This is a genomic window from Burkholderia sp. MSMB617WGS (assembly GCF_001532025.2).
Taxonomy (GTDB): Bacteria; Pseudomonadota; Gammaproteobacteria; order Burkholderiales; family Burkholderiaceae; genus Burkholderia; species Burkholderia savannae.
The window spans coordinates 2,230,565-2,245,296 of the sequence record NZ_CP013458.1 but is presented as its reverse complement, the minus strand read 5'-3'; the positions used below and the strand labels follow the sequence as shown (position 1 = coordinate 2,245,296).

At 67.5% G+C, this 14,732-nt stretch carries 12 protein-coding genes; 10 read left to right on the top strand and 2 right to left on the bottom strand.

Annotation, left to right across the window (positions count from 1 at the left end):
* Positions 1–121: 121 nt before the first annotated feature.
* Positions 122–1,192: a serine hydrolase gene (locus WT60_RS30755; protein WP_060356673.1), complete on the bottom strand. Its 1,071-nt coding sequence runs from the start codon at positions 1,190–1,192 to the stop codon at positions 122–124.
* Positions 1,193–1,561: 369 nt separating this feature from the next.
* Between WT60_RS30755 and WT60_RS30750 the strand changes: the two genes are divergently transcribed.
* The 10 genes from WT60_RS30750 (at position 1,562) to WT60_RS30705 (ending at position 13,001) form a co-directional block, all read left to right on the top strand.
* Positions 1,562–2,689 (top strand): acyltransferase, encoded by a 1,128-nt coding sequence (locus tag WT60_RS30750; protein WP_060356672.1) that lies wholly within the window; start codon positions 1,562–1,564, stop codon positions 2,687–2,689.
* Between the two features lie 575 nt (positions 2,690–3,264).
* Positions 3,265–5,109, top strand: coding sequence for a DNA polymerase/3'-5' exonuclease PolX (polX, locus tag WT60_RS30745; protein WP_060356669.1), 1,845 nt, complete (start codon positions 3,265–3,267; stop codon positions 5,107–5,109).
* 315 nt (positions 5,110–5,424) lie between these two features.
* Positions 5,425–5,823, top strand: a complete 399-nt coding sequence (locus tag WT60_RS30740) for a hypothetical protein (RefSeq protein WP_038748210.1) — start codon at positions 5,425–5,427, stop codon at positions 5,821–5,823.
* Between the two features lie 93 nt (positions 5,824–5,916).
* Complete coding sequence (locus WT60_RS30735) at positions 5,917–6,261, top strand: hypothetical protein (protein ID WP_059641390.1); 345 nt, start codon at positions 5,917–5,919, stop codon at positions 6,259–6,261.
* A complete protein-coding gene (locus WT60_RS30730) occupies positions 6,258–7,859 on the top strand; it encodes a TolC family protein (protein ID WP_060356668.1) in 1,602 nt (533 codons plus the stop codon). Before WT60_RS30735 ends, WT60_RS30730 begins: the two co-directional genes overlap by 4 nt.
* Entirely contained in the window at positions 7,859–9,160 is a 1,302-nt protein-coding gene (locus WT60_RS30725; protein WP_038748216.1) for a copper oxidase, read from the top strand. The genes WT60_RS30730 and WT60_RS30725 overlap by 1 nt, the downstream gene beginning before the upstream one ends.
* Before the next feature lie 63 nt (positions 9,161–9,223).
* The gene (locus WT60_RS30720; protein ID WP_038748218.1) at positions 9,224–9,571 is read left to right on the top strand and encodes a copper-binding protein; all 348 of its coding nucleotides are present in this window, start codon (positions 9,224–9,226) and stop codon (positions 9,569–9,571) included.
* Positions 9,572–9,620: 49 nt separating this feature from the next.
* Entirely contained in the window at positions 9,621–10,007 is a 387-nt protein-coding gene (gene copC / locus WT60_RS30715; protein WP_038748254.1) for a copper homeostasis periplasmic binding protein CopC, read from the top strand.
* Entirely contained in the window at positions 10,007–10,954 is a 948-nt protein-coding gene (locus WT60_RS30710) for a CopD family protein (RefSeq protein WP_060356667.1), read from the top strand. Before copC ends, WT60_RS30710 begins: the two co-directional genes overlap by 1 nt.
* 292 nt (positions 10,955–11,246) lie before the next feature.
* Complete coding sequence (locus tag WT60_RS30705; RefSeq protein ID WP_059579237.1) at positions 11,247–13,001, top strand: methyl-accepting chemotaxis protein; 1,755 nt, start codon at positions 11,247–11,249, stop codon at positions 12,999–13,001.
* A 303-nt stretch (positions 13,002–13,304) separates the two neighbouring features.
* Here WT60_RS30705 and WT60_RS30700 read toward each other — a convergent pair whose 3' ends face one another.
* Positions 13,305–14,597, bottom strand: a complete 1,293-nt coding sequence (locus tag WT60_RS30700) for an FAD-binding oxidoreductase (RefSeq protein ID WP_059671222.1) — start codon at positions 14,595–14,597, stop codon at positions 13,305–13,307.
* Positions 14,598–14,732: the final 135 nt, after the last annotated feature.

The following is a 14,732-nucleotide window of genomic DNA, read 5'->3' as shown; positions in this document are numbered from 1 at the left end:
CGTTCGGTTCCGCGCGACGCGCGTCACGGTCACGAAACGGTTTCGCCGCCGGGCGCCGACTCGCGAACCGCGCCCGTGACGAACCCGCTGCCCCGCTCGTTCCGGCGCTCCGCGCCCCGGCTCAGCCGCCGTTCGCCGAATTCGCTTCCGTCACGCGCGCGCCGCCCGTCGTCAGCATCGCGCGCAGCCGCGCGGCGTCGAAGAAATCGGAATGACGCCCGGCGGAATCCAGCAGCACCATCACGACATCGCGCCCGTCGATCGTCGTCTGCATCACGAGACAAATGCCGGACTCCTTGATATAGCCCGTCTTCTGCACGCTGATGTTCCAGCCCGCGTCGCGCAGCAGGATGTTCGTGCTGTGGTAGTAGAGCGTGCGCAGGCCCGTGTCGACCTCGTATTTCAGATCGGTCGAATAGTCGCGGATCAGCGGATATCGATAAGCCGCCTCGACCATCTTCGCGAGATCGCGCGCGGTCGACACGTTGTATTTCGACAGCCCGGTCGGATTCTCGAAATGCGTGTCGACCATGCCGAGCGATCGCGCTTTCTGGTTCATCGCTTCGACGAATGCCGGGCGGCCGCCGGGGTAGTAGCGCGACAGCGCCGCCGCCGCGCGATTCTCGGACGCCATCAGCGCGATGTGAAGCATGTCGTCGCGGCTCAGCGCCGAGCCGATCGCGAGGCGCGAGCCGGTGAACTTGTCCTGGTCGCGATCGTCGTCGGTCACTTCGATCCGCTCGTCGAGCGGCGCCTTCGAATCGAGCACGACCATCGCGGTCATCAGCTTCGTCACCGACGCAATCGGCACGACTGATTGCGCATTTCGCTCGAACAGCGTTTCGCCGGTGTGCTGGTCGATCATGTAGGCGATGTTCGAACGGAGTCCGAACGGTTGCGACGTGCCGCGCGGCTCGAACGGGCGAGCGCCGAGCGGCGCGCGCGGCGAGAACGCGATGCGGTGCACGCCGCTCGCCAGCCGGTAGCGGCCGGCCTTTACGTGGTGCGTGGCGAGCGGCGCATGAGCCGATTGCGGATGAAAGCTCGCTTTCCTGATGAACACGAACGTGGCGGGATGCCGCTTCGGCACGGCGGAATTCGCGTGCGCGTCGAACGACGGGACGGCGAGTGCGGACGCGAGGGCGATCGGCAACGCCGCCCACTTCGATCGACGAAGTACGGTTCTGCACATCGCTTTCAACGAGGAAAACGGTGTCGTTTTCATGACGCCCCAATTATTGGATTGCCGCTTTGGAACGATTATAGTAACGGCCTATTACGTTAGCAATTACAGTGGGATAGGGAATTTTCCTCATCAAAATTATTGGAATTGAAACGGTCGTTTTTTCAATCCTGCTGGATGAAGATTCTCGACGCCTCGAACGAGGGCTCGGCGTCGATCGCAACGTATCGCATCCAGGCGACGCGCGTGATCACGCAGGCGATTCGGCGTGCGCGCGCCGGTGCGGCGGCGGCGTTCAGGTTCGTGGCAGTCCGAAAAAATCGAAGAAAACCGGCGCACGCGGCAAGCCGGCCGACACCTGCATGGAATCCGGAAGCAATGGAATCGAAAACAAGAAGCGACGGCGTCGACCTGATGCGCGGCATCGCGATCCTGCTCGTGCTGATCCTGCATTTCCATCTGACGTACCGGCTGAACGTCACGCCGATCGATTCGCCGTTTCTGTCGGACGCGATCAAGGCCGCCGCGCGAAACGGCAATTACGGCGTCACGATGTTTTTCGCCGCGTCCGGGTTCCTGATCACGTCGACGTCGATCCGGCGCTTCGGCTCGCTCGGCGCGATCGAGCCGGCGACGTTCTACGCGTATCGCGCGTCGCGGATCTTGCCGAGCCTCGCGCTCGTCCTCGTCGCGATCGTGGCGCTCGGCTCGCTCGGCCTGCGATCGTTCGTCGACAAACCGGACACCGCGAGCACGTTTGTCGCGGTGCTGTCGGTGCTGACGTTCTGGCACAACGTGCTGATGGCGAAGGTCGGCTATTTCAATTACGCGATGAATATTCTGTGGTCGCTGTCGGTCGAGGAGGTGTTCTATCTTGCGTTTCCGATCCTCTGCCTGGTGCTGCGCCGCCGGCGCCGCATCGTCGCGTTCCTGTGCGTGCCGATCGTCGCCGGTCCTCTTTACCGAAGCCTGCATGCGCAGGACGAAATTGTCGCGCTGTACGGCTACGTGTCGTGCTTCGACGCGATCGCGATGGGATGCTGCGCGGCGCTGCTGCCGTTTCGCCCGCTTCCGCGCGGCTGGAGCCGGGCGCTTCGGACGGCCGCCGCCGCCGCGATCGCCGCCGTCTACCTGAGCGGGCCGATCATGCGCAACGTCGTCTGGGGCGTGACTGCCGTCGCATTCTGCTCGGCGGTGCTGCTATACGGCTGCAGGGACGATGCGCGCGACGACGCGCGCGCGCCGCGCGTCGCGTCCCGCGTCATTCGCTGGTTCGGACAACGGAGCTACGAGCTGTACCTGTTCCACATCGTCGTGCTCGGGATCTTGCGCGAGGTCGTCACGCGCGAGACGATCGGCGCGGGCGCGAAGCCGATGTGGCTGGTGTTTTACGTGAGCGTGTCGGCGCTCGTCGCGCAATGCGTGTTCCGGTTCTATTCCGAGCCGTTGAGCGACGCGCTGCGGCGGGGCGCCGTGCGATTTTCGCCGGGATATCCGCAGAAGTGACCCATGCCGCGGCGTTTTTTTTCGGGCGCGATCGACGATTGGCCGCGGCGGACCGCGGATCGACGAACCTCGCCGGCATCGATTCGAAGTCGATATCGCGGCCGGTATCGCGGCCGGTATCGCGCGTTGCGGCGGCCGCAGTGGCTTCCTCGTGAAACGGTACAAGAAACCGGGCGGATGCGATTCTCCAGTTCTGGAGTCGATTCCGGCGTCGCTTACCGCAGGTCGGCGCGCATGTTCCGTACAGCTTGGCTTCGTGCAGCAACGCGCACATCATACGTAACGGCTGCCGCGAGCGCGCACGAAATTTGCGGCGTGCATCCGGTTGATCCAACGCAACGACACGCGCCGCGCCCTGCCTATGCTGAGCCTGTCGTGCCGGACGTCGAGCGGACGGATCGCGATGCCGGCAGCCGGCATGCGCCGCCGCCGGCGTCCGCGCACGGCCCCGATGCGCGTCGTGGTCTAAGCTGAAAAGGCGCGATGGCTGCGCGCGGTTGCGCGGCTGCGCGTCGGGCCGCGCGGCGTGACCGCGCTGCGTCGCGCGCCGACGCCGATGTGACGCGAGGTCGAACATGCCGATCCACAATGCCGATTTTGCGGCGGTTTTTGCTGAGATCGCCGATCTGCTCGAGATACAGGGAGCCAATCCGTTTCGCGTGCGCGCCTATCGGAACGCGGCGCGCACGGTCGGCGGGCTCGGTCGCGACATCGGAACGATGATCTCGGAGGGCCGGAACCTCGACGACATTCCGACGATCGGCCCCGATCTCGCCGCCAAGCTGCGAGAAATTGCGACGTCGGGCACGTGCGGGCTGCAGCAACAACTGCGCCAGGCGTTGCCGCCCGCGATCGTCGAGCTGCTCGGCGTGCCGGGGCTCGGCGCGAAGCGCGTGCGCGCGCTGCACGACGCGCTGCACGTCGAGACGCTCGAGCAACTGAAGGCGGCCGCCGAGAACGGCAAGATTCGCGGGCTGCCGGGTTTCGGCGAGAAGACCGAGGCGCACATCGCGGAGGCGATCGGCGCGCGGCTGCGGCGCAAGTCGCAGCGCTTCCTGCTGTCGTTCGCGACGCAGTATCTGACGCCGCTCCTCACGTATCTGCGCGAGACGCCGGGCGTGAGCGAGGCGCTTGCGGCCGGCAGCTTCCGCCGCAGGCGCGAGACGGTCGGCGATCTCGACATTCTCGTGACCGCGAGCGATCCGGCGAAGGTGTCGGCGCGCTTCGCCGAATACGACGAAGTCGCGCGCGTGCTCGCGAGCGGCGACACGCGCTCGAGCGTCGTGCTTCGCTGCGGAATTCAGGTCGACTTGCGCGTCGTCGCGCCGCCGTCGCTCGGCGCGGCGCTCGTCTACTTCACCGGGTCGAAGGCGCACAACATCGCGATGCGCCGCATCGCGCAGGCGCGCGATCTGAAGATCAACGAATACGGCGTGTTCCATGGCGAGCGGCGCATCGCGGGCGCGACCGAGGAATCGGTCTACGCGTCGATCGGCCTTGCGTGGGTGCCGCCCGAATTGCGCGAGAACCAGGGCGAGATCGAAGCCGCTCGCGAAGGCCGCTTGCCGCATCTCGTCGAGCGCCGGGACCTGCGCGGCGATCTGCATGCGCACACGAGCGCGACCGACGGCCGCGACGGCTTGAAGGACATGGCGCTCGAGGCGAGCCGGCGCGGCCTCGAATATCTGGCGATCACCGATCATTCGCACCGGCTCGGCGTCGCGCACGGGCTCGACGCCGCTCGCCTCGCGAGACAAATCGACGAAATCGATCGGTTGAACGAAACGCTCGACGGCGTCGTGCTGCTCAAGGGCATCGAGGTCGACATCCTCGAGGACGGCGGTCTCGATCTGCCCGACGACGTGCTCGCGCGGCTCGACCTGGTGGTCGGCGCGGTGCACGGCCGTTTCGATCTGTCCCGCGCGGCGCAGACTGAGCGGGTGCTGCGCGCGATGGATCATCCATATTTCACGATCCTCGCGCATCCGTCGGGACGGCTGCTCGGCGAGCGCGACGCATACGACATCGATCTCGCCCGCGTGATCGAGCATGCGCGCGCGCGCGGCTGCCATCTCGAGCTGAACGCGCAGCCGCAGCGGCTGGATCTTGCCGATGTCTGGTGCAGGCAGGCGGCGCAGGCCGGCGTGCTCGTGTCGATCGATTCGGACGCGCATCGCCGCGAGGATCTGATCCATCTCGGAATCGGCGTCGATCAGGCGCGCCGCGGCTGGCTTACGAAGGCACAGGTGCTGAACACGCGCACGCTCGCACAGTTGCGTCCGCTGCTCGCGCGGACGATGGGCGGGCGCGCCGCGTCGGCGGCGCGTGGCTCGGAGAAGCGTTCGACGGGCGAGCGCGAGCGAAGTGCCGGCGAAGGCGACGCGCACCGCACGAAGAAGGGCGGGCGCGCGCCGGCTTGAGCGCGGTGCGGCGTCACGGACGGCCGCGAACGGTTCCCGCCCGCTCTCGTTTGACCTCGTTCGCTTTTGTTCGCTTTCGTTTCGTCGCCGTTTTCGGGCAGGACGCAGCGCGTGCCGCGGGCGCGCGCGAATCCGCGGATTCGTCAGCCGTGCCGATGCCGAGTTGCACCGCGCCGCGCCGCGCCGCGTTGCGTTGCGTTGCGTCCGCCGAGCGTCGGCCGGCTCTGCCAGCGCGGCAGCGCCGCGCCGCCGCATTTCGTTCGACGTGCAGAAAGCGCTTACGGCCGTCGTCGACGCATGTTAGACTCCGCCCCTATGTCATATTGGCGCAAGCTCCTCGTTATCGTGCTGTTGGCCCTGAGCCTCCCGGTTCAGTCGCTGGCGGCCGTCTCGATGAATTGCGAACCCGCGCGCGGCGACGGCGGCGCGCCTGCCCACCATCTGCCGCAAGCCGCGGCGGAAAACGGTCACGGTGCGAACGACGCGGCCGTGGCCGCCGACGATCATCGGCACTCCGATCCGCGCGGCGCGCATCACGCGCACCCATGCGCGACCTGCGTATCTTGCTGTGTGGGCGCGGGCTTGCCGGCCGGCTCCGTCGCGTCGGCGTCGTTCGACGCGACGCGCATCGCGCTTTTCCTTCCTCACGACGCCGGCGCGGTGTCGTTCCTGACGGGCGGCATCGAACGGCCGCCTCGAATCTCTCTCGTCTGATCCCTCGGGTCGCGGCGCGCTTGCCGCGATACGCAAACTCGTCCTGACGGCGCGCACGCGCGCCGCCGGGATGCCTGACGACGAGACAATTTCATGCGAAAGATTTCCGCAGCGCTGCTCGGCGCGTCGGCGGCATGGCCGGCGCTCGTGCACGCGACGACGACGTTCGCCGACCCGGCGGACGCCGCGGCGTCGGTGCCCGCGATCGTGGCGCCGTCCGCACTCGACGGCTACCGCCGCTACCGCGACGAAGACGGGCCGACCTGGCAGCAATTGAACCGCGCGGTGGCCGAACCGCCGCGCCGCGCGGCCGCGAAACCCATCCGAGCGGGTGACGACGCAGCAGCCGGACAGGCAGGACATGCAGGACATGCCGGACACGGCGGTAGCGACGGCCATGGCGGCCATCGCGCGATGCACGACGAGGCGGCCCAATGACGACGCGCCTCGTTTCTCTGCGGATCGGCGCAGCGGCCGCGGTGCTGGCGTTCACCGCGGGCTGCACGACCTTTTCGAAGGACGGCGGCTTCGACGCCGTCTCGGCCGCGGCTTCCGATCGGCTCGGAAAAGACGCGGCGCTGGTGAAGACCGACGCCGACCGCGACGCGGCCGCGCGCCGCACGCAGGCGCTGCTGTCGAAGCCGCTCGGCATCGACGACGCGGTACAGATCGCGCTCCTGAACAATCGCGGGCTGCAGGCTTCGTACGCGGAGCTCGGCCTGTCCGAGGCCGATCTCGTGCAGGCGGGCCGGCTGCCGAATCCGGGCTTCACGTTCAGCCGCACGCACTCGAGCAACGACTTGAGCATCGGCCGAACCTTTTCGATGGGCGTCCTGAGCATTCTGACGCTGCCGCTCGCGACGAGGATCGAGGGGCGGCGCTTCGAGCAGACGAAGCTCGAGACCGCCGACGCGATGCTCAATGTCGCGGCTAATGCGCGCCGCGCGTACGTCGAAGCGGTCGCGGCCGCGCAGGCGGCGGCCTATGCGGAGCAGGTCGCGGATTCGGCGGACGCCGGCGCGGAGCTTGCGCGCCGGATGCGTCAGGCGGGCAACTTCAGTCGGCTCGACGATGCGCGCGAGCAGGCGTTCTATGCGGACTCGGTCGCGCAACTCGCGAGCGCGCGGCTGCGCGCGGTCGCGGCGCGCGAGAAGCTCACGCGCGCGATGGGCCTGTGGGGCGCGTCGACCGCGTACGAGTTGCCCGATCGCTTGCCCGATCTGCCCGCCGAGCGGCCGCAGCTCGACGGCGTCGAGCGCTTCGCGATCGCGCACCGCCTCGACATCCAGGCAGCGAAGCTGAGGACGCAGGGCGTCGCGACGTCGCTCGGCCTCACGCAGGCGACGCGCTTCGTCAACGCGCTCGAAGCCGGCTACCTCGACAACTACGAGACCGACAAGGGCCACGAGCACGGTTACGAGATCAGCGTCGAGATTCCGTTGTTCGACTGGGGCGGCGCGAAGGTCGCGCGGGCGAAGGCGACTTACCTGCAATCGGCGAACCGGCTCGCGCAGACCGCGATCGATGCGCGCTCCGAAGTGCGCGAATCGTATGCGGCCTACGTGACGCGCTACGACGTCGCGAAGCACTACCGCGACGAGATCGTGCCGCTGCGCAAGACGATCTCCGACGAAATGCTGCTCCGCTACAACGGGATGCTCGTCAGCGTGTTCGAGCTGCTTGCCGACTCGCGCGACCAGGTCGGCGCGGTGAACGGCTACATCGAAGCGCTGAAGGACTACTGGCTCGCGCAGACCGATCTTCAGCAGGCGATGGGCGGGCGCTTGCCGCGCGGCGCGCAGGCGGCGGGCGAGTCGCAACCGGCCGCACCCGCCGCGGCGTCGGCCGGGCGCGCTTCGTCGGCTTCGTCGTCGGCATCCGCTTCGGCGATCGCGGCGCCGGCATCGCCGGCTTCAGCGCCCGTCGCGCCGGCATCGTCCTCCGCGCCGGCCGCGCCCGCGCCCGCATCACACGCACAGGGGCAAGCTCCCGCGCTCGCGGCGCCGCCCGCGTCATCCACGAATTCGGAAGGTTAATGAAGATGGTGTCACGTCGAACTTTTCTCGGCGGCTCCGGAGCCGCGCTGCTGGGCGCGGCGCTCGTCAGCAAGGCCGGCGCCGCGTCGCTGCCGGAGGCGCCTACGATGGCGAAGGCCGCGACCCAGCCGCCGCTCGCGCCGCCGAACGGCCGCCCGTACACGCCCGTCGTCACGCTGAACGGCTGGACGCTGCCATGGCGGATGAAGAACGGTTGGAAGGAATTTCATCTGATCGCGGAGCCCGTCGTGCGCGAACTGGCGCCCGGGATGAACGCGAATCTGTGGGGCTACAACGGACAGACGCCGGGGCCGACGATCGAGGCCGTCGAAGGCGACAAGGTCCGCGTGTTCGTCACGAACAAGCTGCCCGAGCACACGACGGTCCACTGGCACGGGATGCTGCTGCCGTGCGGGATGGACGGCGTCGGCGGCCTCACGCAGCCGCACATTCCGCCCGGCAAGACATTCGTCTACGAGTTCCGGCTCGAGAAACCCGGCACGTTCATGTACCACCCGCATTCGGACGAGATGGTGCAGATGGCGATGGGAATGATGGGCACGTTCATCGTGCATCCGAAGGATCGCGGCGCGATGCCCGTCGATCGCGATTTCGTGTTCCTGATGTCCGCGTACGACATCGATCCCGGCAGCTTCACGCCGCGCGTGAACGAGATGACGGACTTCAACATGTGGACGTGGAACGCACGCGTGTTCCCGGGCATCGATCCGCTGCCGGTGCGCGCGGGCGACCGCGTGCGGATTCGTTTCGGCAACCTGACGATGACCAATCATCCGATTCATCTGCACGGCTACGCATTCGAAGTCGCGGGCACCGACGGCGGCTGGATTCCGCCCGCCGCGCGCTGGCCGGAGGTCACGGTCGACGTCGCGGTGGGCCAGATGCGCGCGATCGAATTCGTCGCGGATCGTCCGGGCGACTGGGCGTTCCATTGCCACAAGTCGCATCACACGATGAATGCGATGGGGCATCAGGTGCCGAACCTGATCGGCGTGCCGCAAAAAGATCTCGCGAAGCGGATCAACAAACTCGTGCCCGATTACATGGCGATGGGCAGCACGGGCGGCGCGATGGGCGGGATGGAAATGCCGTTGCCCGACAACACGCTGCCGATGATGACGGGCACCGGGCCGTTCGGCCCGCTCGAGATGGGCGGGATGTTCACGGTCGTGAAGGTTCGGCAGGGTCTCGGCCGCAACGACTACCGCGATCCGGGCTGGTTCAGGCATCCGAAAGGAACCGTCGCGTACGAATACACCGGCGAATTGCCGGACAACTGAGTTTTACCGGGCCGGGCGGCGGCGTCCGGTTCGTTTTCCACCCCCAACGAAGGAGATGACACCATGAAGAACGTATTGGCGACGATCGCGATCGGATGTGCGCTTGCCGTTCCGGCCGCCGCGCAGGCGGCGGGCGAGATGAGCGGGATGGACATGCAGGGCGGCGCGCAGCGGGCGGGCGCCGCGAACGCCGGCATGTCGCACGGCGAAATCAAGAAGATCGATGCGGCCGCGGGCAGGCTGACGATCAAGCATGGCCCGCTCGAGAACCTCGGCATGGACGCGATGACGATGGTCTTCAAGGTCAAGGACCCGGCGATGCTGTCGCAGGTGAAGACCGGCGACAAGATCGATTTTGTCGCCGAAGAGGTGAACGGCGCGCTCACCGTCGTGAAGCTGCAAAAGCAATGACGGCACAAGTATGACGCCGCTTCGCCACGATTATTCAGGATTGGAAATCATGAAGAGATTCACTTACCCGCCGCGGCTTCGATTCGCCGCGATCGCGGCCGCTGTCATCTCCGCCGCCGCGGCGCCCGCCGTCGCGCTCGCGCACGGCAAGCTCGAGAGCGCCGTGCCGGCGGCGGGCAGCACCGTCGACGCGGCGCCCGACGCGCTGCGGCTCACGTTCAACGAAAGCCTCGAATCGACGTTCAGCACGGTGAAGGTTGCCGATGCGAACGGCGCGCCCGTCGCGGCGGAGAAGGCGCGCGTCGACGCGGCGAACCCGCGCGTGCTGACGCTCGCGGTGCCGAAGCTCGCGCCGGGCGCGTACACCGTCCAGTGGACGGTGATGACGGCCGATGCGCACAAAACCAAGGGCTCCTACGTGTTCAAGGTGAAGTGATGAACGACGGTTTCCTCGGCATGTTGCGGCTGGTCGGCGTCGCGTTGCAGAGCGCAGCCTTCGCGGTCGTCGTCGGCGCGCTGCTCGGCGATCAGTGGCTCGCGCGCGGCGCGTCGCCCTGGCAGGCGCAAGTGAGTCGCCGGTTGATTTGCGCGCTGCGGATCGCGGCGGTGGGCATGCTGCTGTCGAGCGTGCTTGCGTTCTGGGTGCATTGCGCGCTGATGAGCGAATCGGCGCTGTGGGACGCGTGGCCCGCCGTCCGCTCGATGCTCGTGGGAACCGGCTACGGCCACGCATGGCTCGTCAGCGCGGTGCTGATGCTCGCGGTCGTCGGGCTGTCGCTGTCGAAGTCCGGCGGCGACGCCCGTTTCCCGTTCGCGCTGTGGTTCGTGCTCGCGGGCGTCGCGCTCGCGCGCAGCAACGGCGGACATCCGGTCGACGCCGGGCTGTTCAGCGTGCCGGTGTGGGTCGACTGGCTGCATCTGCTCGCGATCAGCGCGTGGGTCGGGCTCGTGGCGATCGCGACGTACGTCGTCGTGCCGCAACTCGCCGATGCGCCCGGCGCGGATCGGCGCAACGGCGCGGCGTTCGTGCAGTCGCTGTCCGATGCGGCGACGTTCGCACTCGTCGTGCTGTTCGGCACGGGCGCGTACAACGGCTGGCGGGGCGTCGGCGCGGCCGCGAATCTGCTCGGCTCGACGTACGGGCAGGTGCTCTTGCTGAAGCTCGCGCTCGTGGCGATCGCCGCGGCGCTCGGCGGACACAATCGCTTCTTCGAGATGCCTTCTCTGCTGACGACGCTCGACGGCTCCTCGCCGAAATCGAACGCATTCATCCGACCATTGCGGCGCTTCGGCATCGTGCTGCAGATCGAATCGCTGGTGCTGATGGGCGTGCTCGCGACAGCCGCCGTGCTCGCGTCGAGCCCGTTGCCGGGCACGATCTGAACGCCCTGAAAATGTAGACGAAAAGCCGCGGATGCGGCACGCGTGTCGACGTCGATCGCGTATCGACGTCGAATCTGATGCGCAGCACTTCAGTACATGCCCACGCGTGCCGTATACCGGGCTAACGGTGTCGGATAGCTATGCGCAGAATGCGTTCGAACCATACAAATGCATGACGGAAGCACGATCAATTTTCACACGATTGGCATCCGTCGTCGAACGCGCCTCTGTCTTGCAGTTGTCCGAATCGTTGCCCCCACAGTTACCCGCGTCTGCTACTCGCGCCTGAAAAATGAAACTCTTTTACGACATGAAGATCGGCGCCCGGCTGATCGTGCTGATTCTCGCCGCGCTCGTCGCCTTGTGCGCCATCACCGGCTTCGGCATCTACGAGAGCCGCCGCGTCTACACGGCCGCCAGCTATTCGACGGTCAATACGGTGCCGAGCTTCGTCGTGCTCGACGACGCGCAGCGCGCATTCGATTCGATGCTGCTGCTCGTGAATCAGCACGTGCTCTCGACGAATGCCGATCAGGCGAAGGATTTCGAACAGAAGATCGCGCAGGAACGGCGCAACGTCGACGATCAGTTCACGAAGTACGAACCGCTGCTGTCCAATGACAAGGACAAGGAGATGCTCGCGACCGACCGCGCGCTGATGAGTCAGCTCGACGCGGTGCGCGACAACGTGCTCGCGTTGTCGCGCGACGGCAAGAAGCAGGAGGCGGGCGACCTGATGGGCACGCGGATGATCGAGATCGCCAAGCAGATGGACTCGGCGCTCGCCGCGCATCGCGCGTTCAACGCCGATCTCGGGCAGGCCGGCTCGAACGAAGCGAAGGACATCATCGATCGCGCGGTGACGCTCGAGGTGTCCGCGGCGGCGGCCGTGCTCGCGGTCGTGCTGTGGCTCGGCGTGCTGATCTCGCGCTCGATCACGAAGCCGATGGGCGATGCGGTGAAGTTCGCGCGCACCGTCGCCGACGGCGATCTCACGACGCGCATCGACACGACGTCGAAGGACGAGACGGGCCAGTTGCTGAAAGCGCTCGCCGACATGAACGGCAGCCTGAAGGGCATCGTCGAGCGCGTGCGCATGGGCAGCGATGCGGTCGCCACCGCCTCCGGGCAGATCGCGGCCGGCAACCTCGATCTGTCGTCGCGCACCGAAGAGCAGGCGGCTTCGCTGCAGGAGACCGCATCGAGCATGGAAGAGCTCACGTCGACCGTCCGGCAGAATGCGGACAACGCGCAGCAGGCGAGCGGGCTCGCGTCCAATGCGTCGGACGTCGCGCTGCGCGGCAGTTCGGTCGTCGGCCAGGTCGTCGACACGATGACCGACATCAGCGAGCGCTCGTCGAAGATTGCCGAAATCATCGGCATCATCGAAGGGATCGCGTTCCAGACCAACATCCTCGCGCTGAACGCGGCCGTCGAGGCGGCGCGCGCGGGCGAGCAAGGGCGCGGCTTCGCGGTGGTCGCGGGCGAAGTGCGCAGCCTCGCGCAGCGCTCGTCGAGCGCGGCGAAGGAAATCAAGGATCTGATCAGCGCGTCGGTGCAGAAGATTCGCGACGGCTCCGCGCTCGCGGGCGAAGCGGGCAAGACGATGGCCGAAGTCACGCAGGCGGTCGCGCGCGTGACCGACATCATGGGCGAGATCGCGGCGGCGTCGGCCGAGCAGAGCCGCGGCATCGAGCAGGTGAATCTCGCGATCACGCAGATGGACCAGGTCACGCAGCAGAACGCGGCGCTCGTCGAGGAGGCGGCGGCCGCGTCGCATTCGCTCGAAGAGCAGGGGCGCGAGCTGAAGCAGACTGTCGCGTTTTTCCGGCTCGACGGCGCGTCGGCGGATTCGGCTTCGCATCGACGGAGCGCGTCGGCGTCCGCGACGTCGACGTCGACGGTGACCGCGCCGCGCGCGGCGCATGCGGTGCGCGTGGTCGACGCCGTGAAGCCGGCCCCGTCGGCGGCCCCGGCCGCGCCCGTCGTTCCGGCTGCGCGCGCAGCGGCTGCGGCGGACGCGACCGCGGACTGGGAAACGTTCTGATCGAACGATGACGGCGTGCGCGGTTGATTGCGCGACGGCATCGGCCGAAGCAGTCGCGCGGCGGCTGGAATGCAGGCTGCCGCGCCGTGCATCGCATGTTCGTTGCGCATGCAAGCAATCTCGCAAGCGGCGCGTGCGTCCATGTTCTACATCGATTCGACGGCATGCGCGGTGTTCGAATCGTCCGTCCGGCGCCGACCATGTGCGGCGGGCGGCGACCGGTCGCGCCGTCACGCCGTATCTGGCGGCGGCCCAGGGCGTCTGGCGCGCTCGCGTGCGCCCGCTCGCCGGCGCGACGCGCCATCACAGCAGATCGCGCAGCCGATGCCACGCCATCGCAAGCACGAGCGCCGGCGTCCTGAGCGCCGCGCCGCCGGGAAAGTCGCGATGGCGGATCTTGCCGAACACGTCGAAGCGCGCGGCCTGTCCGTCGATCGCCTCGGCGATCAGCTTGCCCGCGAGCCCCGTCGTGTTGACGCCGTGTCCCGAGAAGCCCTGAGCGAAATAGACGGTCGGCGACAAGCGGCCGAAGTGCGGCGCGCGATTCATCGTGATGTCGACGAAGCCGCCCCACGCGTAGTCCACCTTCACGTCCGCAAGCTGCGGGAACGTCTTCAGCATGTCGCGGCGCATCGCTTCGGCGAGATCGCGCGGCTCGAGCGTCGAGTAGCTGACCTTGCCGCCCCATAGCAGCCGCGTGTCGGGCGCGGGGCGGAAATAGTCGAGCGCGAAGCGGCTGTCGCAGATCGCCGCCTGCGCGGGCATCAGCGCGTGCGCGCGCGCCTCGCCGAGCGGTTCGGTCGCGATCACGTAGGTGCCGACCGGCATGATCTTGCGCGACAGTGCGGGTGCGAGCGCGCCGAGAAACGCATTGCACGCGAGCACGACGAACTTCGCGCGGACTTCTCCGCGCGCCGTCGATACGACGTGCGCCCCGGCTTCGCTCGCGATGCGCGTGACGGCGCTGTCCTCGTAGATGCGTGCGCCTTGCCCGACAGCCGCGCGCGCGAGCCCGAGCGTGTAGTTGAGCGGATGCAGATGGCCGCTGTCCGGATCGAAGAGGCCGCCGAGATAGCGGTCCGATTGAACGTATTGCGCGAGCGCGTCGCGCTCGACGTAACGCAGGCGATCGTAGCCGAAGCGGCGCGCGGCTTTGTCGCGCCAGCCGCGCAGCGCGCGAACGTCGCGCGGCTTGTTCGCGGCGCTCAGATGGCCGGGCACGAGCGCGCAGTCGATCGCATGCTTTGCGATCCGCTCCTTGACGATCGAAAGCGTTTCGAGCCCCATGTCCCACATCAGCCGGATTTCGCCGGCGTTCAGGTACGGCCCGAACGCGTCGATTCCGCATGCGAAGCCGCCGATCATCTGGCCGCCGTTGCGCCCGCTCGCCGCCCATCCGACTTTCGACGCCTCGACGACCGCGACCGAATGGCCGCGCTCGGCGAGATTGAGCGCCGCCGACACGCCGGTGAGGCCCGCGCCGATCACGCATACGTCGGCGTCGATCGGGCCTTCCAGCGACGGATGGCGAGTGGTGTCGTTGAGGGTTGCCGCATAGTACGACGCGGCGTGCGGTTGGTTGACGAATGTGAGCATGACGTGCTGGACGATACGTGAGTGTCGGCCGGTACCTCGTCGCGATGACGGTACACAGGAAAGCTCGTATCAAAATGCGTCGCGAGCCGGCGATCGATGGGCAAATGAATGGATGCGGCAACGCGAAAGCGCCGT

Coding starts and splice junctions, on each gene's coding strand:
- WT60_RS30755 (WP_060356673.1), bottom strand. CDS start 1,192: ATGTGCAGAACCGTACTTCGTCGATCGAAGTGGGCGGCGTTGCCGATC.
- WT60_RS30750 (WP_060356672.1), top strand. CDS start 1,562: ATGGAATCGAAAACAAGAAGCGACGGCGTCGACCTGATGCGCGGCATC.
- polX (WP_060356669.1), top strand. CDS start 3,265: ATGCCGATCCACAATGCCGATTTTGCGGCGGTTTTTGCTGAGATCGCC.
- WT60_RS30740 (WP_038748210.1), top strand. CDS start 5,425: ATGTCATATTGGCGCAAGCTCCTCGTTATCGTGCTGTTGGCCCTGAGC.
- WT60_RS30735 (WP_059641390.1), top strand. CDS start 5,917: ATGCGAAAGATTTCCGCAGCGCTGCTCGGCGCGTCGGCGGCATGGCCG.
- WT60_RS30730 (WP_060356668.1), top strand. CDS start 6,258: ATGACGACGCGCCTCGTTTCTCTGCGGATCGGCGCAGCGGCCGCGGTG.
- WT60_RS30725 (WP_038748216.1), top strand. CDS start 7,859: ATGAAGATGGTGTCACGTCGAACTTTTCTCGGCGGCTCCGGAGCCGCG.
- WT60_RS30720 (WP_038748218.1), top strand. CDS start 9,224: ATGAAGAACGTATTGGCGACGATCGCGATCGGATGTGCGCTTGCCGTT.
- copC (WP_038748254.1), top strand. CDS start 9,621: ATGAAGAGATTCACTTACCCGCCGCGGCTTCGATTCGCCGCGATCGCG.
- WT60_RS30710 (WP_060356667.1), top strand. CDS start 10,007: ATGAACGACGGTTTCCTCGGCATGTTGCGGCTGGTCGGCGTCGCGTTG.
- WT60_RS30705 (WP_059579237.1), top strand. CDS start 11,247: ATGAAACTCTTTTACGACATGAAGATCGGCGCCCGGCTGATCGTGCTG.
- WT60_RS30700 (WP_059671222.1), bottom strand. CDS start 14,597: ATGCTCACATTCGTCAACCAACCGCACGCCGCGTCGTACTATGCGGCA.